General features: G+C 60.5%; 21 protein-coding genes. 11 read left to right on the top strand and 10 right to left on the bottom strand.

All coding sequences use genetic code 11. The annotated features are described in order from the left end of the window. From HGP14_RS27700 to HGP14_RS27690, 3 genes are all read right to left on the bottom strand, one after another. Positions 1–1,113, bottom strand: coding sequence for an efflux RND transporter periplasmic adaptor subunit (locus HGP14_RS27700; protein ID WP_168833078.1), 1,113 nt, complete (start codon positions 1,111–1,113; stop codon positions 1–3). A 192-nt stretch (positions 1,114–1,305) separates the two neighbouring features. Then, on the bottom strand, positions 1,306–2,304 hold the full coding sequence (locus HGP14_RS27695; protein ID WP_168833077.1) for a LacI family DNA-binding transcriptional regulator: 999 nt from the start codon (positions 2,302–2,304) through the stop codon (positions 1,306–1,308). A 9-nt stretch (positions 2,305–2,313) separates the two neighbouring features. Further along, entirely contained in the window at positions 2,314–3,321 is a 1,008-nt protein-coding gene (locus tag HGP14_RS27690; protein WP_168833076.1) for a Gfo/Idh/MocA family protein, read from the bottom strand. 200 nt (positions 3,322–3,521) lie between these two features. On the opposite strand from HGP14_RS27690, the gene HGP14_RS27685 reads away from it, so the two are divergent. The 5 genes from HGP14_RS27685 (at position 3,522) to HGP14_RS27665 (ending at position 8,562) form a co-directional block, all read left to right on the top strand. Next, positions 3,522–4,814 (top strand): ABC transporter substrate-binding protein, encoded by a 1,293-nt coding sequence (locus HGP14_RS27685; protein WP_168833075.1) that lies wholly within the window; start codon positions 3,522–3,524, stop codon positions 4,812–4,814. Positions 4,815–4,893: 79 nt separating this feature from the next. Then, complete coding sequence (locus HGP14_RS27680) at positions 4,894–5,781, top strand: carbohydrate ABC transporter permease (protein ID WP_168833074.1); 888 nt, start codon at positions 4,894–4,896, stop codon at positions 5,779–5,781. 1 nt (position 5,782) lies between these two features. Continuing rightward, positions 5,783–6,694, top strand: a complete 912-nt coding sequence (locus tag HGP14_RS27675; RefSeq protein WP_168833073.1) for a carbohydrate ABC transporter permease — start codon at positions 5,783–5,785, stop codon at positions 6,692–6,694. A gap of 22 nt (positions 6,695–6,716) precedes the next feature. Beyond that, positions 6,717–7,802 carry an ABC transporter ATP-binding protein gene (locus HGP14_RS27670; protein ID WP_168833072.1) on the top strand — a complete coding sequence of 362 codons (1,086 nt, stop codon included), beginning with the start codon at positions 6,717–6,719 and terminating at the stop codon, positions 7,800–7,802. Positions 7,803–7,815: 13 nt separating this feature from the next. Beyond that, positions 7,816–8,562 (top strand): ThuA domain-containing protein, encoded by a 747-nt coding sequence (locus HGP14_RS27665; RefSeq protein WP_168833071.1) that lies wholly within the window; start codon positions 7,816–7,818, stop codon positions 8,560–8,562. Between the two features lie 57 nt (positions 8,563–8,619). On the opposite strand, the gene HGP14_RS27660 is transcribed toward HGP14_RS27665, so the two are convergent. Then, a complete protein-coding gene (locus tag HGP14_RS27660) occupies positions 8,620–9,207 on the bottom strand; it encodes a TetR/AcrR family transcriptional regulator (protein ID WP_168833070.1) in 588 nt (195 codons plus the stop codon). Positions 9,208–9,339: 132 nt separating this feature from the next. Here HGP14_RS27660 and HGP14_RS27655 point away from each other — a divergent pair, with 132 nt between their 5' ends. Further along, on the top strand, positions 9,340–10,554 hold the full coding sequence (locus HGP14_RS27655; RefSeq protein WP_168833069.1) for an MFS transporter: 1,215 nt from the start codon (positions 9,340–9,342) through the stop codon (positions 10,552–10,554). Between the two features lie 12 nt (positions 10,555–10,566). Here the strand turns inward: HGP14_RS27655 and HGP14_RS27650 are convergent, their stop codons facing one another. From HGP14_RS27650 to HGP14_RS27635, 4 genes are all read right to left on the bottom strand, one after another. Further along, entirely contained in the window at positions 10,567–11,211 is a 645-nt protein-coding gene (locus tag HGP14_RS27650; RefSeq protein ID WP_168833068.1) for a metallophosphoesterase family protein, read from the bottom strand. A gap of 294 nt (positions 11,212–11,505) precedes the next feature. Beyond that, entirely contained in the window at positions 11,506–12,261 is a 756-nt protein-coding gene (locus tag HGP14_RS27645; RefSeq protein WP_168833067.1) for an ABC transporter ATP-binding protein, read from the bottom strand. Beyond that, positions 12,255–13,322 carry a FecCD family ABC transporter permease gene (locus HGP14_RS27640; RefSeq protein ID WP_168833066.1) on the bottom strand — a complete coding sequence of 356 codons (1,068 nt, stop codon included), beginning with the start codon at positions 13,320–13,322 and terminating at the stop codon, positions 12,255–12,257. The genes HGP14_RS27645 and HGP14_RS27640 overlap by 7 nt, the downstream gene beginning before the upstream one ends. A gap of 32 nt (positions 13,323–13,354) precedes the next feature. Beyond that, positions 13,355–14,494, bottom strand: coding sequence for an ABC transporter substrate-binding protein (locus HGP14_RS27635; protein ID WP_168833065.1), 1,140 nt, complete (start codon positions 14,492–14,494; stop codon positions 13,355–13,357). A gap of 104 nt (positions 14,495–14,598) precedes the next feature. On the opposite strand from HGP14_RS27635, the gene HGP14_RS27630 reads away from it, so the two are divergent. Beyond that, positions 14,599–15,399 (top strand): class I SAM-dependent methyltransferase, encoded by an 801-nt coding sequence (locus tag HGP14_RS27630; RefSeq protein WP_168833064.1) that lies wholly within the window; start codon positions 14,599–14,601, stop codon positions 15,397–15,399. Positions 15,400–15,736: 337 nt separating this feature from the next. Next, positions 15,737–16,015, top strand: coding sequence for a hypothetical protein (locus HGP14_RS27625; protein WP_168833063.1), 279 nt, complete (start codon positions 15,737–15,739; stop codon positions 16,013–16,015). Positions 16,016–16,087: 72 nt separating this feature from the next. Here the strand turns inward: HGP14_RS27625 and HGP14_RS27620 are convergent, their stop codons facing one another. After that, positions 16,088–16,390: an MliC family protein gene (locus HGP14_RS27620; protein WP_168833062.1), complete on the bottom strand. Its 303-nt coding sequence runs from the start codon at positions 16,388–16,390 to the stop codon at positions 16,088–16,090. A 90-nt stretch (positions 16,391–16,480) separates the two neighbouring features. After that, positions 16,481–17,557, bottom strand: a complete 1,077-nt coding sequence (locus HGP14_RS27615) for a helix-turn-helix domain-containing protein (protein WP_168833061.1) — start codon at positions 17,555–17,557, stop codon at positions 16,481–16,483. 576 nt (positions 17,558–18,133) lie between these two features. Here HGP14_RS27615 and HGP14_RS27610 point away from each other — a divergent pair. The 3 genes from HGP14_RS27610 to HGP14_RS27600 are packed head-to-tail and all read left to right on the top strand — an operon-like array spanning position 18,134 to position 21,129. Then, positions 18,134–19,090 (top strand): Bug family tripartite tricarboxylate transporter substrate binding protein, encoded by a 957-nt coding sequence (locus HGP14_RS27610; RefSeq protein ID WP_168833060.1) that lies wholly within the window; start codon positions 18,134–18,136, stop codon positions 19,088–19,090. Positions 19,091–19,114: 24 nt separating this feature from the next. Beyond that, on the top strand, positions 19,115–20,617 hold the full coding sequence (locus HGP14_RS27605) for a tripartite tricarboxylate transporter permease (protein ID WP_168833059.1): 1,503 nt from the start codon (positions 19,115–19,117) through the stop codon (positions 20,615–20,617). Continuing rightward, on the top strand, positions 20,614–21,129 hold the full coding sequence (locus HGP14_RS27600; protein ID WP_168833058.1) for a tripartite tricarboxylate transporter TctB family protein: 516 nt from the start codon (positions 20,614–20,616) through the stop codon (positions 21,127–21,129). Before HGP14_RS27605 ends, HGP14_RS27600 begins: the two co-directional genes overlap by 4 nt. Position 21,130: the final 1 nt, after the last annotated feature.

The raw sequence follows: 21,130 nt of genomic DNA, 5'->3' as shown, positions 1-21,130 counted from the left end.
TTAGCCGTCTGCGGCAGGTGCAGCATCGACGACCATGCCGGGTCGTACCTTGCCGACGCCATCTGTTATAACGCGCTCGTCTTCCTTCAGGCCTTTTGCGATCACCGACTGGCCGCGCGTAGAGCGAGCGACTTCGATACGACGAAGTTCAACCTTGGAATCCGCGCCGACGACCATCACGAAGGCGCCTTGCTGATCGCGTTGTACAGCCTCCTGCGGTATGGCCAGCACATCCTGCCTGTCCAGCTGTTCGAACGTGACCCTGACGAGCGTGCCATCGAGCAGGAGTTTATCTGGATTGGCGAATTCGGCGCGCACCAGGATCGTATCGGTACCCTGCGCCACGTCGCTGGAGACGAAATTGATCTCCCCTTTCGACGGATATATCGTTCCGTTAGGCAGAGTTATCCCGACATTGCCGCCCGGAGGGGCCTCTCCCCTCAGCACGCGCTCGCGATAGGTAAGAAAAAGCGAGGTCGCGACTGGGAAATTCACATAGATAGGATCCAGCCGCGTCAGAGTAGCGAGCGAACCGGAATCGGGACCGACGAGAGCCCCGACATCTACGGCGCTCAAGCCGATGATCCCGTCGAAGGGCGCGACGATCCTCGTGTAGGAAAGATTGAGCTCGGCGCTCGCCTTGCTGCCCCTGAGACGGACGAGCTCAGCCTCTGCCTTCTTTACCTGGGCATTTGCAATGTCGAGCTGCGCCTGCGGGATCGTCCTGTTGGCGAAGAGCTGCTGGGAACGACGCTGCTCGATGACAGCCAGATCCCGCGCTGCTTCGGCAGCCTCGATAGAGCCCTGGATTTCCTGAACAGCGGCCCGATACGTGCCGTCTTCGACCTCATAAAGTACCGTCCCGGCGGAAACAGTTTGCCCCTCTGTGAATTTGACAGCCTCCAGGAAACCGGCGACGCGGGCGCGAATATCGACCTTCTGTATGGCAATGACACGGCCCGTAAAGTCCGTGGTCTCCCGCAGATCCATCATTTTAGCGGGAGCGACGGTCACTGCAGGTGCCTGTTGGGAATAGGCAACGTCAGCCACGAAGATGATGGCAACAAATAGCGCGGATGAAAAGGCGGAAACCAATACACTCGAGACTCGCATGAAACGTTCTCCTGAGCAGACGCTGATGCTGTGTCGAATTTCCCGCCTAGACTATACACCAAAGCGAGCAGTCACAAAGAGACGAATCAGAAGCATAAAGTCCACCGCGGCGGACTTGTGCTTGCCGCGCCTATAGTATCGCCAAGTCCGTTCGCTCGCTTGAGCTAGCTCATGCAATGATTGTTATAGCGGCTACGCCGTTGAGCCCCAGCGGACCGTGCAGGTGAGCATCATGTTGTGCGGGCCTTCGAGTCCGGCTTCGTGACGCTCGATAAGCTCCACCACCGCATCCATGAAAGCGGTATGGTCGAGGCTCAGCGTCGTAAGATCGTTGCAATCCCAGGCCGCCATGGCGATGCCGTCCTGGCCCACGATGGCAATATCGTCGGGCGTGTTCTTGCCGAGGACGCGGCGGGCCGCGTCGCGGGCACCGATCGCCATCACGTCGTTGCCGCAGATGATCGCGTCGACCTTGGAGCGATGCAGCAGGAGAACGGCTTCCTTGAAGCCGGAATCGTATCCGTAGTCGCCAAAGGCCTCAGCTTCCAGGGAGAGGCCGCGTCTGGCGAGGGCATCGGCGAACCACTTGCGGCGCAGCTTGTCGATCCAGCTGGACTTGGTGCCGGAGAGATAGGCGAAGCGTTTCTTGCCGTCGCGGACGATCTTGTCGATGATTTCGTCGGCGGCCGCCGAGCCGTCAATGCGGATACTGGAGACGTTTTCGTTCTCAAGCGGTTCGAAGGACACGATGATCGGTTTCGTGGTGTGGAAGATATCGACTGCGTCCTGCATCGAGACCATGTCGGAGAAGACGACAACGTGATCGACCTGATAGGTCGAGGCCAGGCGCATCAGTTGCAGCCGGTCGGAGTGATCGCGGCAACAGAGGATGATGGGCAGAAGCTGGCGGGCCTGCAGCCGCTGGACGAGAAGTTGCTGCTCCTCGGCTTCGCAGGGGTTGCCGATCGCGTTGACGACGAGCGCGACGAGACGGGAACGCTGATTGTTCAGGGAACGCGCCAGCGCATTCGGCTGATAGCCATGTTCGCGCGCTACTGCCAGGATGCGGTCGCGTGTAGCGCTGCCGATCCTCGAATCCGACGAGAAAGCCCGCGAAATGGTCGCGGAGGACACCCCGGCGAGCTTTGCCAGTTCCTTCGAGGTCATCCGTCGTTTGCTCATTACAGACATTCCACACGCTTACGGCGCGGCAATCCTGACGGGGACGCCGTCTGCCGCTGCCGATTCCTTGATTGCATCCCAGAGCCTAGCGAATCGTAAGCCCATTTCAACCGAACCGGTGTTCTCCATCGTTCCGCCACGTATGGCGAGAAAGCTTTTCATCGGGTTGCCGAGAATCTCGGCCTCCTCCCGCGCTCCACTCGCGCGGCCTACGCTGATTTCGCGCCAGCCGCCCCAGGCGTCGATGCGAACGATCGCCTTGGAATAGAAGAACGTGATGTATGAGGCGCAGCCCGGAGGACCTTCGCCAGCCGCCGTCAGGGTCGCAAGCGCGCCATTCTTGAGACGCGCCGAGACGGCGGTTGCGATATCGATCCTTTTCCCATGATTGTTCATGTAGGCCGAGACGCTTTCGAAATCGGAGTTGGCGAGCAGGCAAACGGTGTTCATCATGTGCGCGCCGGTATCGAACATGAAGCCGCCGCCGGAGATTTCGGGCTGCTGCTTCCAGTGTCCGTCGTAGTTGCTCGACCAGCTTTCCCAGATCATCCCGGAAATCGCGATCAGATCGCCGAATTCGCCGCTTACGGCGCGCTCGCGGGTATCGATGACCAGCGGCGAAAGGCCCCCCTGGAAGGCGGTGACGATCGTCACGCCACTTTTCTTTTGCGCAGCAATCAGCCGCTCGGCTTCGGCCACCGTGGTGACCATCGGTTTTTCGAGGAAGAGGTCGAGACCGGCTTCCGCAACCGCGACCGCCTGTTCGCCGTGGAAGGCGTGCGGAGTCGAGACGTAGACGATATCGAGCTCGTCCCGACAGGTGGAAAGCACGTCCCGATAGTCCTCGAAGCTCCTCGGCGCCGGCGCGCCGGAAGCGACGCAGACGTCAATCAGCCGCTGGCGGGAGGAGGGGTTCGTGTCGGCGAGCGCCACGAACTCGAGTTCAGGCATCTTCGCCCAGCTTTCCGCATATTCAGCCGCCTTCAGCCCGGCGCCGATAACGCCAAGCCGCAATTTCTGTGACATGCAAAGGTCCTCCCGATCCAATTGTGTATACGATTACACAACGAAGCAGTGAAGGCAATATCTAAAATTATGAAGTAAAATCAGATATATAATGCATAGGCTCAGCGCTTCTTAATATCCATCTTGTCTTAACTGCGAATGCGTGTACATTTTTACGCACGGTGCTGGAGGGCGCCGTGTACCAAAAGGGAGGACTTCCGTTGAAGAAGACGGTCATTGGTGGCCTCTGCGCCATTTTGCTCAGCGCCGTTTCGACGCTGGCGCATGCCGAGACAATCCGAATCGCCAACCACGGCCAAGCCGGCATCGACGCCATGAAGTCGACCGTCGAGCGCATCGAAAAGAAGTATGGGGTGACCGTCGAGGTCATCGAATATCCCGCGCCGGACAAGGACTATCTGACCAAGCTGCTCACGGAACTCGGGGCCGGGAATGCTCCAGACCTCTTCTCGATTCCGACGACGGCTGCCGTCGCCGACATGGTCGAAGCCGGTTACCTCGCGCCGATCAGCAGCGAGTTCAAGGCGTGGGAAGGCTACGGCTCCCTCTATGATGTCGCCAAGCAGCTCGCCGTCAGCCCGGACGGCGAAACCTATGTGATGCCGTTCATGCTCGGCATTCAGGAGATCTATTACCGCAAGGACGTTCTCGATAAGGCGGGCATCTCCACCGAGCAGCCGAAGACCTGGAAGGAGCTTCTTGATCGCGCCGCCGAAATCAAGAAGAAGACCGGCGCCTACGGCCTGCTGTTCCCGGCGGGCGTTTCCTGGGGCAGTGGCGCCTTCGACGAAGGCTTCCAGCACCTGATTGTCGGCTCCAAGACGCCGCAGATCGTCGATGCCGATGGCAAGCTCGACCTCAATGGCGAGGGCGTCAAGGACGTCTTCGACGTCTACAAGCAGCTAATCGACAACGATCTGATGCCGACGCAGCCGCTGCTTGGACCGGAACCGTGGGTCGTGCCGAAATATCAGATGTTCCCGGCCGGCAAGCTTGCTGCAACCACCTGCGGCTCCTGGTGCTACATCTTCGACTGGGGCCGCGAAAGCAAGAATCCGATCCCGGACGTGACGAAAGTCGTCGGCACCTGGACGGTTCCGGGACAAAATGGCAGCCAGTATGTGATTGCCAACCTTGCGGCGCCGTGGGCGGTCAACTCCAAGTCCACCAATGTCGAACTGGCGAAGAAGGCGCTGATGGAAATCGGCTCGGTAGAGACCCAGGTGTCCTATGCGGCCCGCATCGGCAACATTCCCGCCAGCAAGGACGCTGCGAAGAATGCCGACTTCAAGAAGCTGACCGAACTGGTTCCTATCCAGGCGGCCGCTGAAAACGGGGTGTTTCTGAAGCAGGCTGCCGGCTTCGGCGCGGTTGCCGAAGGCGTTGCCCGAGCAACCGAAGCGCTGCTGCGCAAGGAAACCGATGCGGCCGGCGCCCAGAAGATCCTGGTCGACTACGTCAAGGAAACACTCGGCGACGACATGGTCAAATAGGCTGCCCTTCCGATTATTCCGGGGACGCGGCTGAGCCGCCGCGTCTTCCAGTTTCATTTCGACGGAATTGTGAGCTTCCATGGTCCGAAACGTCCACGAAAAGCGCGCCGAGCGGCAGCTTCTCCTGATCCTGCTGCCATCGCTGGCGCTGCTTCTCGCCTTCGTGATCTATCCCGCGCTTTACTCCGTCTATCTGAGCTTCACCAATGAAGCGCTGACCGGCGCTGCAGCACTTCGGCCGCGCTTCGTCGGCATCCGCAACTATGCGCGGCTTCTGAACGACGCGAAGTTCTGGAACTCTCTACTCGTCACCTTTTTCTTCGTGCTGGGCTCGGCGGTCATCGGCCAGTTCGTCCTCGGTTTGGTCTCTGCGATCGCGCTTCGCCGGAACATCCGCTTCCGGCAGATATTCTCCTCGATCATCCTTCTGCCGAACGCAGCACCGGAAGTCGTTGCGGGCTTCATGTGGATCTCGATGCTGGCGGGTGGCGAGCAAGCAACGCTCAGCCGGATCGTCAGCTTTTTCGGCGTCACGCCGGCCGACTGGCTGCAGGTCTTTCCGCTGTCGATGATCATCATCGTCAACACCTGGCGCGGCATCGCCACCGCCATGATCCTGCTGACGGCGGGCCTCAGCATTATTCCAACCGAAATCTACGAGGCTGCCCGCATGGATGGCGCGACCCCGTCGCAAATGTTTCGCCGCATCACCCTGCCGCTGATGATGCCAACGATCCTCCTCTACATGCTGATTTCCGCGGTCTCGACGATTGCCGTCTTCGGTCTCGTCTATGCGCTCACGCGCGGCGGGCCTGGCGGTGCAACAGAGCTCGTCAGCATCTACATCTACAACCAGTCCTTTACGGCATTCCAGCTCGGTTATGGCGCGGCAGTCGCGGTCGTCGCCCTGCTGATCTCGCTGGTCCTCGGTATCGGCTATGTCCGGGCCATGAAGGTGGACGTCTGATATGGGTGCCATCTCTCCCGCCGAGAACGCGAACAAGACCCGCTCCGATTTGCTTGCCTATGCAACGCTGTCGCTGATCTCGATCTTCTGCGCCGTGCCTTTCTTCTGGGTGCTGCTTGCCTCCTTCGACGGAAATGCGCAGCTTTTCCTGCGCTGGCCGGAGCAGTGGTCGCTTGCCAACTATATGCGCGTCTTCACCAAGGAGGACGGCGCGAAATGGCTCTTCAATTCGCTCTTCGTGGTCGGCAGCGCGACGGTATTGGTCATGGTGCTGGCGGGGCTCGGCGGCTATGCGCTGTCGCGGACCCGGGCCTGGTGGAAGCTGCCGTTCCTCTATGCGATCCTGCTGATCCGCGTGCTGCCGCCGACGGCGCTCGTCGTGCCGCTCTACAAGTTCCTGTTGACGCTGAACAATGCCGAAGGGGCTGTGCTTCGCCCGATCTTCGGCGAGTATGCCCGGCCGATCATGCGTTGGACCGGCTTCATCGATGGCTATCTCGGCCTGATCCTCGTGCTTGCGACCATGCAATTGCCGCTGGCGCTCTGGATCATGAAGACCTTCTTCGACGGGCTGCCACGCGACTATGAAGAAGCCGCCGTGATGGACGGGGCAACACTCGTGCAGCGCATCCGCCGGGTGCTTATCCCGCTTGCGCTGCCGGGACTGGCGGCCGCGGGACTGTTTGCCTTCATGTCGGCCTGGGGCGACTTCCTGCTGCCCCTGATTTTCCTGTCGTCGCCGGAATTGCAGACACTGCCGCTCGGCCTTTTCCGTGCCTTCCTGCGTATCAACGAGATCGATTACGGCCTGCTTGCGGCGCTCGCCTTCATCTACCTCCTGCCCGCCGTGGTCGCCTTTGGCTTCGCGCGACGCTTCCTCGTGCAGACCTTCGCGGGCGGCGTCAAAGGCTGATTTCCGGAAAGAAGTTTCAAAGATGATCAATCTCAAGAACGTTCGCAAATTCTACGGTGCGCTGGAAGTCATCAAGGGCGTGGATATCACCGTGGAGGATGGTGAGTTCGCCGTATTCGTCGGCCCTTCCGGCTGTGGCAAATCGACATTGCTGCGGATGATCGCCGGCCTTGAGGGTATCGACGACGGCGACCTGATCCTCAACGGCCAGCGCATCAACGACGTCCCGCCGGACAAACGCGGGATCGCCATGGTGTTTCAGTCCTATGCGCTCTACCCCCACATGACGGTGGCGGAAAATATCGGCTTTTCGCTCAGCCTGAAGAAAGTGCCGGAAACGGACATCCGCCGCCAGGTGGAAAACGTCGCCGAGATCCTGCAACTGACCGACTATCTCGATCGTCGGCCCGCGGCTCTTTCCGGCGGTCAGCGGCAGCGTGTGGCGATCGGCCGTGCCATCATCAAGAAGCCGTCGCTGATCCTCTTCGATGAGCCACTGTCCAATCTCGATTCCGCGTTGCGCGTACAGATGCGTGCCGAACTGCAGCGCCTGCATCGGGAGCTGAAGGCGACCGTCGTCTATGTCACTCATGACCAGGTCGAGGCGATGACCATGGCGGACCGGATCGTCGTGCTGAACAAAGGTGTCGTTGCGCAGCAGGGCGCGCCGATGACGCTCTACCACCGGCCGGAAAACGAGTTCGTTGCGACCTTCATCGGCTCGCCCAAGATGAACATCATCCCGGTGACGGTCACGCGCCCGCAAGCCGGGACGCTGCATGCCGAAAGCCCGATCGGGCTTTCGCTCGATCTGCCGGATGCAGGTGGCGCTGTGCCGCAAGGGGAGGCGAGGCTCGGCATCCGGCCGGAACATCTGAAGATCACGCCGGGAGCCCCGGGCATCTTTTCCGCCGAGGTCGTGATCGTCGAGCGGCTCGGCGTTGAAACCTACATGACGGTCGGCTCGCAGGCGCAGCCGATCGTGGTGCGCGCCGAGGGCGACATCGCTCTGCGACCGGGCGACCGCGTTTCGCTCGCGGCCGATCCTTCGGCCTGCCATTTGTTCGATTCCACCGGGCGGGTCATTCGCCCTGCTCAAGCTTCATAAGATAGAGGACGCCATGACAATCAAGGTCACCATCTGGAACGAGGGACGCCACGAACAACTGCACAAGGAAGTGCAGGAGATTTATCCGGACCGCATCGACGGAGCGATCGCCGCCGGCATCCAGCATCCCGATTTCGAAATCCGCCGCGGTACGTTGGACGATCCCGACGAAGGCCTGCCGGATTCAGTGCTTAATGACACCGACGTGTTGCTCTGGTGGGGTCACATGGCGCACGAAGAGGTGAGCGATGGGCTGATCGACCGCGTGCAACAGCGAGTGCTGAGGGGCATGGGGCTGCTGGTACTTCATTCCGGCCACCACTCTAAGCTCTTCCGGCGACTGATGGGAACGAATGCCAATCTCTCCTGGCGCGAGACGCCGGATGGCGATCTCGAACGCGTCTGGGTCGTCAATCCCTCGCATCCGATCGCCGAGGGCCTGCCGCCTTATTTCGAGGTGAATGCCTCGGAAATGTACGGCGAACCCTTCGACATTCCGCAGCCGGACGAGCTCGTCTTCATCTCCTGGTATTCGGGCGGCGAAGTATTCAGGAGCGGCTGCACTTTCCAGCGTGGCCGCGGACGTATCTTCTTCTTCAGTCCTGGCCACGAGACCTATCCGATCTATCACGACAAGAACGTGCACAGGGTCATTTCGAACGGCATCCGCTGGGCGAAGCAGACGCATACCGACGGCCGTATCCTTGAAAACTGGCACCGGGCCCAACCGCTCCACGCCCGTCCGGACAAACGAGGCTGATCTTTGTCACGCGGGGCTGGCCCTCTGCAGTTTGGGCCTCTCCGCGTCGAAGGGACATCACGCAGATTTACGGGCGGAAGCCGGCGTTGGCGATATCAGCTCCGTTGCCCCTGCCACCAGACGCTCGACACGTGCAGCATCCGGTGTTTCGCCGAAAAGGATGCGGTACATGATCGGAGAGACAACGCGGTCCATGATCGCCTCGACATCCGGAAACGCTTCGCCGCGCTCCCTGGCACGCTGCACGATCACTTCGATCTGCTGCTTGGTGAAATTGCGGCATTGAAAGGCGCCGCTGCCGTCCTGCGAACATAGCACGTCGCGTATCATCTCTCGGCCGGGGTTCGAGGACATTTCCTCGGCATATTGCTCGGCCCACGCCTGCAGGTCGCCGCGGCAGCTTCCCGTATCGACCGGCTGCATGTCGGGGCGCAGCCGCTCGACGGCGACGTCGGAAAGCAGCTCCTGAAGATCGCCCCAACGACGATAGATGGTCGACGGTGTTACCCCCGCTTCAGCTGCGATGATCGGAATTGTCAGGTCCGCGCGATCCATCTTCGCAACGAGATCCTGTACAGCCTTGTGAACCGATGCCTGGACCCTGGCACTTCTGCCGCCCGGACGGAGACCTTCCCTGCCTGCCATTTTCCTATCCTGGCCCTTCCTTCGGTGATGGTTCAGAAATTTTCATGAAGCCATAAACGCAAATTATTTGCTTTTAGTGGCGCGTTCACTTACATCGCCTAAACGCAACGATTTAGCTTTTGAGGGTTATATATGTTCTCCTCCCGCGAATCCAGAGAGTCCGGAGCTGCCGCAAAGAACCCGATTGCTTTCCATGCCGTCACGCTCGCCACCTTCTTCGGCGCATCCGCAGCGCCGACGCCGCTTTATCGTATCTACCAGGAGAACTTCGCTGCCTCGCCGGTGATCATGACAGTTGTTTTTGCGGTCTATGCCTTCGCACTCCTGACGGCATTGCTGATTGCCGGCTCGATTTCCGATCATCTCGGCCGCAAGCCGGTGATTTTCGGTGCGCTGCTTCTCGAAGTCGCAGCCATGGCGCTTTTCGTCGTTGCGGATGGGCCCAACTGGCTGATCGCGGCGCGCATCGTGCAGGGCCTTGCGACCGGCATTGCCGGCGCCTCGATTGGCGCAGCACTTGTCGACGTCGACCGCGCCAAGGGCCAGCTCGTGAACTCGCTCGCACCGTTGACGGGCATGGCGTTCGGCGCAATCGGCACCAGCGCGTTCATTCAATACGGCCCTTTCCCGCTTCACCTCGTCTATGGCGTGCTCCTGCTTGGCTTTGCGGCGCAGGCGGCGGCGATATGGACGACGCCGGAAACGGGCGGCAGACGCACGGGCGCCCTGGCCTCCCTCAAGCCGCGGCTTACCATTCCGCCCCAAGTCAAGCGGCCATTGGCGCTCGCCACGCCAGTCAACATCGCCAACTGGGCCCTTGGCGGCTTTTATCTGTCACTGGTGCCCTCGCTTGTAGCCTCGACCACCGGCAGCAGGGCGCCGCTGACCGGAGGAGCGGTCGTGGCCGCGCTGATGGCTGCTGGCTCTGTCAGCGTCTTCCTGCGCCGTGCGCGCAGTCCGCGGGCAAACGTGACCTTCGGCGTTTCGGCCACGACGGTCGGCTTCCTCACCGTCGTCGCCGGGACCCACCTCGCCAACGTGCCGGTCCTGATCATCGGCACACTGGTCACCGGGATGGGGTTCGGCACGAGCTTTCTCGGGACTGTCGGATCGATCATGCCGCTTGCCAAAGCGGATGAGCGCGCCGGGCTGCTGTCAGCCTTCTACGTCCAGAGCTACCTGGCCTTCAGCCTACCCGCCATTCTTGCCGGGTTTCTTGTAAAGACGCTCGGCTACCAGCTGACGACCGACATCTATGCGGCCGCCATCATCGCCACCGGCCTCACGGGGCTCATGGCAAGCCGCGCGCGCCCAGAAAGGGCGACGACTGCTGCCCAAGAGAGCTGATCTCCGAACAGCTCAGGCCTTTACATCGAGAAAAGCAATCGGGCCGCCAGGGACGCTGTCATCGAAGACAGCGCAGGACAGCTTGCCACCGAAGACGCAAGCGCTGTCGACGTTGGTGCGGTTTCCGACCGTGAGAGGGTTCTGGTGCGAAGGCGTATGACCGTGACAGAGATGCTTACCCCAGTAAGTGCTGGAATAGTCATCTGGCACTCGCGTCCACAATAGATCTTTGGGGGTCTGGTCTTCGAGATATGCGCCCTCCCGGACGCCGGCGTGAACGAATATCCGATGCTCATCCATGTGCATGAGCGGAAGGCTGTGCGCCCATTCCAGATGCCACTCGGGGATTTCGTTTTCATACGACTGGATAGTCTTGAGCCCTCCGTTTGCGAGCCACCATGACTGATCGCATTGCCCAGCATGCACACCAACCATCATATCTTCGTGGTTGCCTTTAAGCGCTATCCATTTCCAGCTGGAGGATGGCGGGCCGGAAATCAGCCTTTCGACGACGGATCGACTGTCCGGTCCGCGGTCGACATAGTCTCCCAGGAAGACGACGGTGCCACCCGAAGCGTAGGCCGCGATGTTAGCGAGCAGGCGCTTCAGCGGATCAATGCAGCCATGAATATCGCCTATTGCGAACGTGTAGCTCACGCGGCCCCTCTCTTCGGCGCGTCGGATACGTTTCCCATCAAGACGATTGGCTTTGAGACTGGGAACAGCGAATCACCGGTGCGACTTGCCTCGATCTTATTCTCATCGAGGCAATAGTCGCTATCGAATTACTTAAGGAAGTGCTTATTCACGGCTTTAAGCTTCGCGTCCAGTTCCAAACGCGGCAAGGGGCGGCAAGGGCACGGGTTTCCGATCAGCGGGCGTCACTGACAAGGGTAGCCAACGAAAGATATATGGCTTCAAATCCGTTCGCGGGGCAGGGGAGTTGCTCTCTTATCCCACCGTGCCGTCGACGATGACCACCGGCTTGCCTTCGCTGCAGCATTCGATGCGAGCGATGACGTTGTAGACCTCGCGCAGCATATCCGGTGTGATGACATCCTCGGTCGGGCCGCTTGCAATTAAACCGCCGCCGGCGATTACCATCGTCTGGGTACAGTAGCGAAGCGCATGATTGAGATCGTGGAGCGCGATCAGAACAGCCATGCCGTCGGCTGCGGCGAGTTTTCTCATGAACTCCAGCACCTCGATCTGCCGGAAGAGATCAAGCGCCGACGTCGGTTCGTCCATTAGGAGCACTTCGGGCTTGCGGACCAAGGCCTGGGCAATCGCCACCAATTGCCGCTGCCCGCCCGAAAGCGCGCCGAGATCCCGGAAGGCAAGATCTGAAATATGCAGCGCCGATAGAATCCGGTCGATCTCCGTCAGCTCGCGATCGGCGACCCGCCAGCCGGAGCCCTGCTTGGCGGCGAGCAATACCGACTCATAGACGGTCAAAACCGCGTTGGCGCCGGTATCCTGCGGCATGTAGCAGATCGATCTATGGCCGTCGCGGTCTGCCTCGACATGGACAACGCCCGGACCGGAAAGAAGGCCAGCTATCCGCTTGAACAATGTCGATTTGCCGGCGGCATTTGGGCCGATCACAGCGGTCAATTCGCCGCCGCGCAGCACATCGGTCGAGATGCCGTTGAATACCTGTGTGCGGCCGTAGCGCGCGCCGACCCCCTCCAGTCTGAGCGCTACCATGCCCGCCTCCGGTTGGTGAAGATAAGGGAGAAGAAGAAGGGAACGCCCACGAGTGCGGTAATGACACCGATCGGCAGGATCGCTCCGGGAATCAGGGTCTTCGATACAACGGAGGTGACCGAAAGCAACAGCGCGCCGCAGATGACTGATCCGGGCAGAAAGAAGCGCTGATCCTCGCCGACCAGCATGCGCGCGATGTGCGGCCCGACGAGCCCGACGAAGCCGATCGTCCCGACAAAAGAGACGGGGATCGCCGCCAGCAGACTAACGAGAAGCATGGTTTCGAGCCGCAGTGAACGGACGTTGACACCGAGGCTCGCAGCCTTGTCATCGCCGAGGCGAAGTGCCGTCAGCGCCCAGGCGCGGCGGGCAAAGAGCGGTATGCATAGGACGAGGACGGCGCAGGTGACGCCAACCTTCATCCAGGTGGCCTTGGTCAGGCTGCCCATGGTCCAGAAGACGACGGCGGCAAGCGCCTGTTCGGATGCCAGATATTCAAGCAGCGACAAAAGCGCGTTGAATGTGAAGACCAGCGCTATCCCGAGCAGCACGATGGTCTCGACGGTGACGCCGCGCAGCGTCGAAACGCCATAGATGAAGAGCGAGGCGAGCATCGCCATCAGAAAGGCGTTTACGGGCACCATGAACTGGATTGCAGCAGGAAAGACGGCAATGCCCGCGACCAGCGCCAGTGCGGCACCGAAGCCGGCGGCTGCGGAAATGCCCAGCGTAAAGGGACTGGCCAGCGGATTGGCCAGAATGGTCTGCATCTGCGCGCCGGCAAGCGAGAGCGAGGCACCGACCGTCACCGCCATCAGCGCGATCGGCATGCGAATGTCCCAGATTACGACCCGCAACTTGTTTTCGACCGTGTCTGGCGAAAGGATCGCGGCGAGAACTTCGCTCAGCGTATATCGCGCGGGGCCGAGGCCCATGTCCACAGCGACGCTCAGGATCAATGCCGCGAGAAGGCCGGACAATATCAGGATCCGGCGCGCCGCCAGGGCGCGGTACTGACCACGTCCTGGGAGAACTGCCGTGTTTTCGATTGTGACGGCCATCAAGCCGAGCCCTTTTCAAGTGTCACGAGATTTCAAAGACCCGTATTGAGCGACACGAAATAGCCCGTGCGGTATTCGACCGGCAGGAAGCGCTGATGCAATTCCTTGAAGGTCGCGTCCGGATCGAGGTCTTTGAAGAGGTCAGGGTGCAGCCACTTGGCGATCTGCTGAACCGCTACGAACTGGTACGGATTATTGTAGAACTGATGCCAGATCGCGTGGACGTTGCCGGTCTTAACCGCCTTGATATCCGTGAAGGCGGGCCGCTGCATCAGCGCCGCGAGCTTCCTGGTGGCTTCCGCCTTGTCGGCACCGGCGCCCAAACCCACCCATTTGCCGCCAGGAACGTAGAGCTCCCAGTTGGCGCCGGTGACGATCACCTGATCGGGATTGGAGGCGATGATCTGTTCCGGGTTCACCGTCCCGAAGGTACCGGGGATGATGTCCTTGGCCAGGTTTGTGCCGCCGGCGAGTTCAACCATCTCGCCGAAATTCTCGTCGCCGAAGGACATGCAGCAATCGTCGCTATAGCCGCCGGCGCGCTCCATGAAGACCACGGGCTTCTTCAGGTCCGTCGCCTTGGCAATCACGCCGGTGACGCGGGCGAGCTGCTCGTTGCGGAACTTGATGAAATCTTCGGCACGCCCTTCCTTGCCGTAGAGCTTGCCGATGATCCGCATGGAATCATCGGTATGCTCCATGGCCTTCTCGCGGAAATCCACGTAGACGAGCGGAATTCCTACCTTGGCGAGCTTTTCGATATAACCGCTTTCCTCGGTCGCCGATTTGGCATCGATGTTCATGATGACGACGTCGGGCTTCAGCGTGACCGCCTGCTCGATGTCGAAGGTGCCGTCCTTCATGCCGCCGAAGGTAGGGATCTTGTCCATCTCCAGGTATTTCTCGAGATAGGCATTATAGCCGTCGAGATCCGCCTTCTTGAAATCGTCGCGCCAGCCGACGATGCGTTTGAAAGGTGCGTCGGTGTCCAGGGTTGCCGTAAAATAGATCTGCCGTCCTTCACCCAGGATAACGCGCTCGACGGGAACGCTGATCTCGACCTCGCGACCACTGATATCCTTTATCATCATCTTCTCGCCGGCTTCCGCTGCACCCGAAAAAAGAGCGAGCGAAAGCGCGGCGGCGGTTGCCACCACACGAACGTTGAACACGTTTACCCCCGTTGAAATGTTTCGGTGTGGATTTATGATTTTATGACTTTTACAGTCAAGTTATTTCTTTTAGAAGAATTCCAGGCACGGGTTCTGGAGGGTGTATGCATCAGGTCGCTGCCCAATCAAATTACAGTCTGAAAGACGAGATCAAGGCCTATTGGTCGGTGAGGGCAGAGACCTTCGACACGCAACCGGGTCATGAAATCTTCTCCGAGGCCGAGCGGGCTGCTTGGCATGAGCTCATTCTCAGGCATCTTGGAGAAGGCAAGAGCCGCAGGGCGCTGGATCTGGCTTCGGGTACGGGCGTCGTCTCCCATCTTCTGGACGATCTCGGTTTTTCCGTCACCGGCATCGATTGGGCGGAGCCAATGCTGGAGCGAGCACGGGCCAAGGCGAAGTCGCGTGGCCAGGCAATCCGTTTTCTCATGGGCGACGCGGAAAATACCATGGAGGCGGACGCCTCCTACGATATCATCATCAATCGCCATCTCGTCTGGACCCTCGTCGATCCCAAGGCGGCTTTCGCCGAATGGCACCGTGTTTTGAAACCCGGCGGCAAGCTGCTGATCATCGACAGCGATTTCGTCAATCCAAGCCTCGTCTCACGCCTCGCGAACCGGCTCGCCGATGCGTTGTCCCGGCTTCGCCGGAGCTCCGCTCGCCCGCATCAGCCGCCCGCCCTTGCCGAAACGCACAAGAGCATCCTTTCGCGGGTCTACTTTTCCAAAGGTGCGCGTGCCGAGGCGGTGGCGGCGTTGCTGACGGACGCTGGCTTCTCGACCATAAGCATCGATACGAACATGCGCACGATCCACAAAACGCAGAGAGGGAATTTCACCTTCCTGAAGGGCCTGGAAAGGGCGACGCAGCACCGCTACGCAATCTGTGCGGTGAAGGCGTGAGCTGACCTTATCGGACGGGATGTCAGGGCCGAGAAGCCGGACACGCGAGAAATCAGATCGACTGTCGGGAGAGTCGCGATTCGGCTCTCACATGAGACGCTGGCGTGGATAGATGTTTGGCGAGAGCGGCGGGACGCACGCGTCTCCGGCCTTGTTTGAGCGATAATAATATCAAGCGTTTGCCAATCGTCTCAGCGAAGTATTCTGAACGTATCAATTTCGTTCCCAGCCTCATAAATATGCGCTCCGGTCATTGCCCTTCATTCGCGCGCACGTATTTTGCTCGGCGTAAATAATTGATCTTGCGCCACCAAAGCTGGATTTAATGGAGTTATTGATGAAATCTTTATCATTGCCGCCGCGCCGAACGGCGCTCGCTTTTTGCCTTGGAATAGCCTTCGCTTCGAGCGCCGCGATCCTTCTGCAGCCGAGCCGCGTCGAAGCTCAGTGGGGCGGTAACCAGCCTTACATGCAGTCGGCGCTGAATTCGCTGGTCTCTGCGAAATCATCGTTGCAGAAAGGTGCGACCAACAAGGGAGGCCACCGCCTCAACGCGATCAGCCTGGTCGATCAGGCGATCGTCGAGGTGCAGGCCGGCATGGCCGTCGCCAACTGATCGCGGTTGCCGCAAAGCTGCTTCCGGAAGGCGCCCGAGTGGGCGCCTTTTTTATTCGATCCAAGCTTCGAACTATTGCGTATGGCAGTTGGTCGATCTGCCGGCCACTTCAAACTGCGCATCGTCGCCTTTGATCCAGAACACCACGCTGCCATCCGTATAGCGCGCGCCTGAGCCGGACCTCGCCTGCGGCAAACGGAAGCTGCGGCCACCTGTCGTGATCAGGACCTCGTTCGTGGAATTCACAAAGCTTGCAATGACCGCCGTGCCGTCGTCGCAGCGATAGATCACTCCGGCCTGGTCCTGCGCGAAAGCAGGGGCCACGCTCATCAAAGGCAGTGCAGCTCCAAACACAGCGATTCCGATCCTGATCACGCCTATCTCCTTGTATCGCAAAGCGCAGCCCGTAGCAGAAGACGACAGCGGCGGCTTTGCTCTCCATCCCTGCTTGCTTTGCACTCCGTCTCATTTCTCCTGGCGGATGGTGCGAAGCGCGGAGAGTTGCGGAATGGCGCCTGTGAGCTCGGCCACCCAGCGCGCCGCTTCGGCGTCGGGACGAGGCTCGGCCGGACGATCGTCCGGAGGCGCATTGGAGGTCCGCAGCGACCGCTCGCGCGCCTCCCCGGGCGTGAGGCCAAACTCGCGACGAAAGGCCCGGATGAAGGTCGCGTCCGAGCTGAATTGGCATTCGACGGCAACGTCGATGATCCGCCAGGGGCGGAATGCCGGAGAAACAAGGATGGCGAAGGCGCGGTGCAGCCGGCGCTGTTGAATGTAGCTCGCGGGGCTCTGCGGCGCAAACAGGCGATAGAGGCTTGCGCGCGACAGCGCGAAGCGGCGGCACAGGTTCGTCACATCGAGCGAGGCTGTGCTCAGATTGTCCTCGATGTGCCGTTTGATCCGGGCGCGCAGCGCCTCTTGCGATGAGCTCGGGAGGGGGGCGGTGTTGTCGGCGTGGGAATCCATGCCGCCGGCTGCAAGCTGCGCCAGCGATTGCGCTGCCGCCTGGCGCTCGGCCTGCGTCAGTTGCGCCGCGTAACGCTTCAGCGCCAGCATATGTTCGCCGATCAGGGCTCCAAATGCGGTCTCGCGCCTTGCAACGGTGATCGTCGGAACGTTTTCGATCGCGGCGAACAGGGGCGCGAGCAAGGGGCGAGGAAGCATGAAGCTCAAAACTCGGGCGACGCCGTCGTCGCCCGGAATTTCACGCGTCAGGTGGGGTTTACTCATATTGATGAGGGAGACGTCGCCCGCCCGCTGCAGGAAGGTGCGCTCGCCAACGATGAATTCAGCGCCGCCGCCGAGATACATTACGAGCTGAAAGTGATCGAGGCCGCGCGCGATATGCTCGGGCGTCCTGTTATAGCGCAAGGCGCTCGAACGCCCGTCCAGCAGCAACGCGTTGCCAAGATGCAGGGTGCTGGCGACGACACGGAAATTCTCCACCTCGCCAAGCATCGCCGCGTCGCAGATGTCGACGATCAGTTCGCACAACCGTTCGAACCCCTGCTGCGGCGAGGCGAAAGCAGCCGTATCGAACAACAGCGGCTGTCCGTCTGTATTGGGCGCGGCTTCAACGCTCATTTGGCTTCTTGAGGTCTGAGTAGCAAGGAATAGAAAGCCTACATAAGGATTTCCGGGGATTTTGGGAAGAACACGAATTTGGGCATAATTTTCATACAAAAGAGATCGAGTTGCAGCAAAATTCTATCCCGCGTAGGGTCGGGAGTTTCGCCACGATTATGCCGGCCGCTTGCGACGCGCTAAAGGACGGAGACCGCGCGGAGTTGCCGAGCAAGCGGATTTCGCGCGTGGCGAGCTACGAATTAAAATTATAGCAGCGAGCAAAAATCTATCCTTGTTATGAACCCGGCAGGCTGTATCCGTTTGGGTCACGCTAGCAGTTGGGGAGGGTGCAGATGCGTTTCGACCAGTCGGACGTCGATCTCATTCTCAAATTGCACTTCAGCGCCACAGATCTGCACAGCATTCGCAGCGCCGGCGCCTGATGCGTGTTTTCGGGTCAAATTTCGTTCGTTGAGCGCAAGGCGACCGATGCCGGCGATGCGGTCCGGTATCCGACCATACCCACGGGACGTTAAGAGGAGGAGAGTGAGAGTGAGAGGGATTATTCAGACAGTCGTTGCTTGTCTTGCGCTGGCAGCGACCCCGGTGGTGGCCGCCGATTTTCCGGCCAAGAATATTGAATTCGTGATCCCGGTAAGCCCCGGCGGCGGGTTCGATACGTATGTCCGGGCGATTTCGCCGACCATGGAGCGCCACCTGCCGCAATCCGTCAACGTCGTCCCGACGAACGTTCCGGCCGCTGGCGGCGCGCGCGGCGCGGCGCAGGTTTTCCGTGCCAAGGCCGATGGTTACACGATCGGCATATTCAACATCCCCGGCATGCTGGTTCCTCAGATCCGTGGGGACAGCGGTCTGCAGTACGATCTGACCAAGATGACCTGGCTTGCAAGCTTCGGCCACGATGACTACGGCGTCGGCGTTCCCTCCGCCTCTTCCTACAAGACTGTAGCGGACCTGAAGGCGCTCGGGCGTCCGGTCAAGTTCACAGCCTCCGGCCCGTCTTCCACCGCCTATTCCACCACGATGATCGCGACCGACATGCTCGGCATCAAGCGCGAGATCATCTCCGGCTACAAGGGCAGCAACGACTACGTGCTTGCCGTCATCCGCGGCGATGGCGATGCCGTCATCGGCCCGCTGCCGCTTCTCAAGAAATTCGCCGAATCCGGCGAGATGCGCATTATAGGTACGTTCGAGGAGAAGTCCTCCGTTCCCGGCGCGCAGAATGCTACGGAAATGGGCCGCCCCGAACTTTCCAAACTGACGCTCGGCAGGCTTGTCGCAGGCCCACCGGACCTTCCGCCCGAGGTCGCAAAAACGCTGGCTGACAGCCTGATGGCCGCCATGCAGGATCCGGATACCGTGAAGTGGTCGAAGGAAAGCGGCATCGACATCGAACCCGGCGACGCGGCTGCGGCCAAGGCTTCGCTCGAAAGCCAGTTCGATTTCTACAAGCAGTACAGCCAATATCTTGGCCCTGCCAACTAAGCACCAGAGGATCGGGAAAGATCGATGCTTGACGTCGCGCTCACCGCGGCTGGCAATGTATTTACATTGCAGTCGCTTCTGTTTCTGACGATCGGGATGCTGATTGGTCTCATCGTCGGCGTCGTTCCCGGCATGGGCGGCACGACAGCGCTTGCAGTCTTCGGGCCGATGACCGTCGGTCTCGACCCCTATGCCGCCCTTTCACTAGCGGGCGGGCTGATGGGTGCGGTGTCCTTCGGCGGCTCGGTCACCTCGATCCTCATCAACCTGCCCGGCGGCGCGCCGAACGCAGCGACCTGCCTCGACGGATATCCGCTCGCCCAGCAGGGCAAGGCAGGTCTCGCGCTCGGCGCCTCGGCAAGTTCGTCTTCCGTCGGCGGCGTCATCGGCGTCTTCACGCTACTGCTCGTCATTCCGATCTCGAAGACGATCGTCCTCGCCTTCGGCCCGTCGGAATTCTTCCTGCTTGCGGTGCTCGGGCTGGTGACGATCGCCGCCTGCGCGCCGGGCAACATGCTGCGGGCCATGATCGTCGGCGGTATCGGCTTGCTCTTTGCCTTCGTCGGCTTCGACAACGTCAATGGCGGCACGCGCTTCACCTTCGGCATCGAACATCTGTGGGAGGGCGTTCCGCTGGCTCCGGCCATGATCGGCCTTTTCGCCTTCCCGGAGATGATCGAACTCTCCGCTAAGGGCGGCTCGATCGCCAAGCACAAGGACAAGGTGGGGCTGACAGGGACGCTCGACGGCGTATGGGCCTCCTTCAAATATTGGAAGACGCTGCTTCGCGGCTCGCTGATCGGCACGTTGGTCGGCGCGATCCCTGGCGTCGGCGGGACAGTCGCCGCCTTCCTTGCCTATTTCAGCACCGTTCAAGCCTCCAAGGATCCGAACAGCTTCGGCAAGGGCAACATCGAGGGGGTCATCGCTCCGGAAGCGGCCAACAATGCCAAGGACGGTGGTAACCTCATTCCGACACTCGCCTTCGGCATTCCCGGCACCGCCGAAATGGCCGTGCTCCTCGGGGTCCTTGTGCTGCACGGTATGGAGCCCGGACCGACGATGATCATGCATCACGAGGCGGAGATCTACGGTCTCATCCTGACGCTGACGCTGTCATCCGTACTTGCTTCGGTGATCGGCCTGATGATGGTCCGCCCGCTGGCGATGATCACGCGCCTCGACGCCCATATCCTGGTGCCCGCCGTCATCGCCATTTCCTTCGTCGGCGCCTATGCCAACGACTCGCTGGCGGGGGACATCGTGCTCGCCTTCGTCTTCGGCATCATCGGCTATCTGCTGATCCGCTTCGATTATCCGCGCCTGCCGCTCGTCATCGCGCTGGTGCTCGGCGAACTTGCCGAACGCAGTTTCGACCAGACGATGATGATCTCGAGCGGGCATTGGTCGATCTTCGTCACCCGTCCGATCTCGGCCTTGCTGCTGTTTATGATCGTCTTTGCTCTCACCTTCCCGATGCTGCGCTCGCTCTCGCGGCGGCAGAAAACGGCCGAGGAATTGTCATGAAGGAATCCCCCAAAGGCTTCAGCGCGCTTGCCCAGAATTTCGCGCCGCCGCTCGTGCTGCTTACCATCACCGGCATCTTCATCGTCGCATCCTACGGATATCCGCCCGCCTCGCGCGAGGTCCCGCTCCTAGTCTGCTATACGCTGGTGGTGCTGATCGCGCTCGATATCCTCTCGCGCACGGCGACCCGCACCGGCGAGCTCGTCCGTAAATATCTCAATCCTGGAACCAGCATCACTCAGATGCCCAAGAGCGAGGAGGAGGACGAGCATCCATCCGGCCGCCGTGAGCTGCTGGCGGTCGGTTGGGTTGCCGCCTTTACGGCGGGCGTGATGCTTGTCGGCATCCTGCCCTCAGTGCCCGTCTATCTGGCCTCCTACATGATCTTGGAGGGCCGCAAGAAGCCGCTCTTCAGCATCTTGATCGCGGCTGCCGTCGTTCTGTTCCTGTGGGTCAGCTTCGAAGAGATCCTTTCCATTCCGCTCTATCGCGGCGTCCTCTTCGAGGACTGAC

The organism is Rhizobium sp. P32RR-XVIII (assembly GCF_012641395.1).
Classification (GTDB): Bacteria; Pseudomonadota; Alphaproteobacteria; order Rhizobiales; family Rhizobiaceae; genus Rhizobium.
Note: the sequence above shows the minus strand (reverse complement) of the source record. Positions and strands in the feature narration are given on the sequence as shown.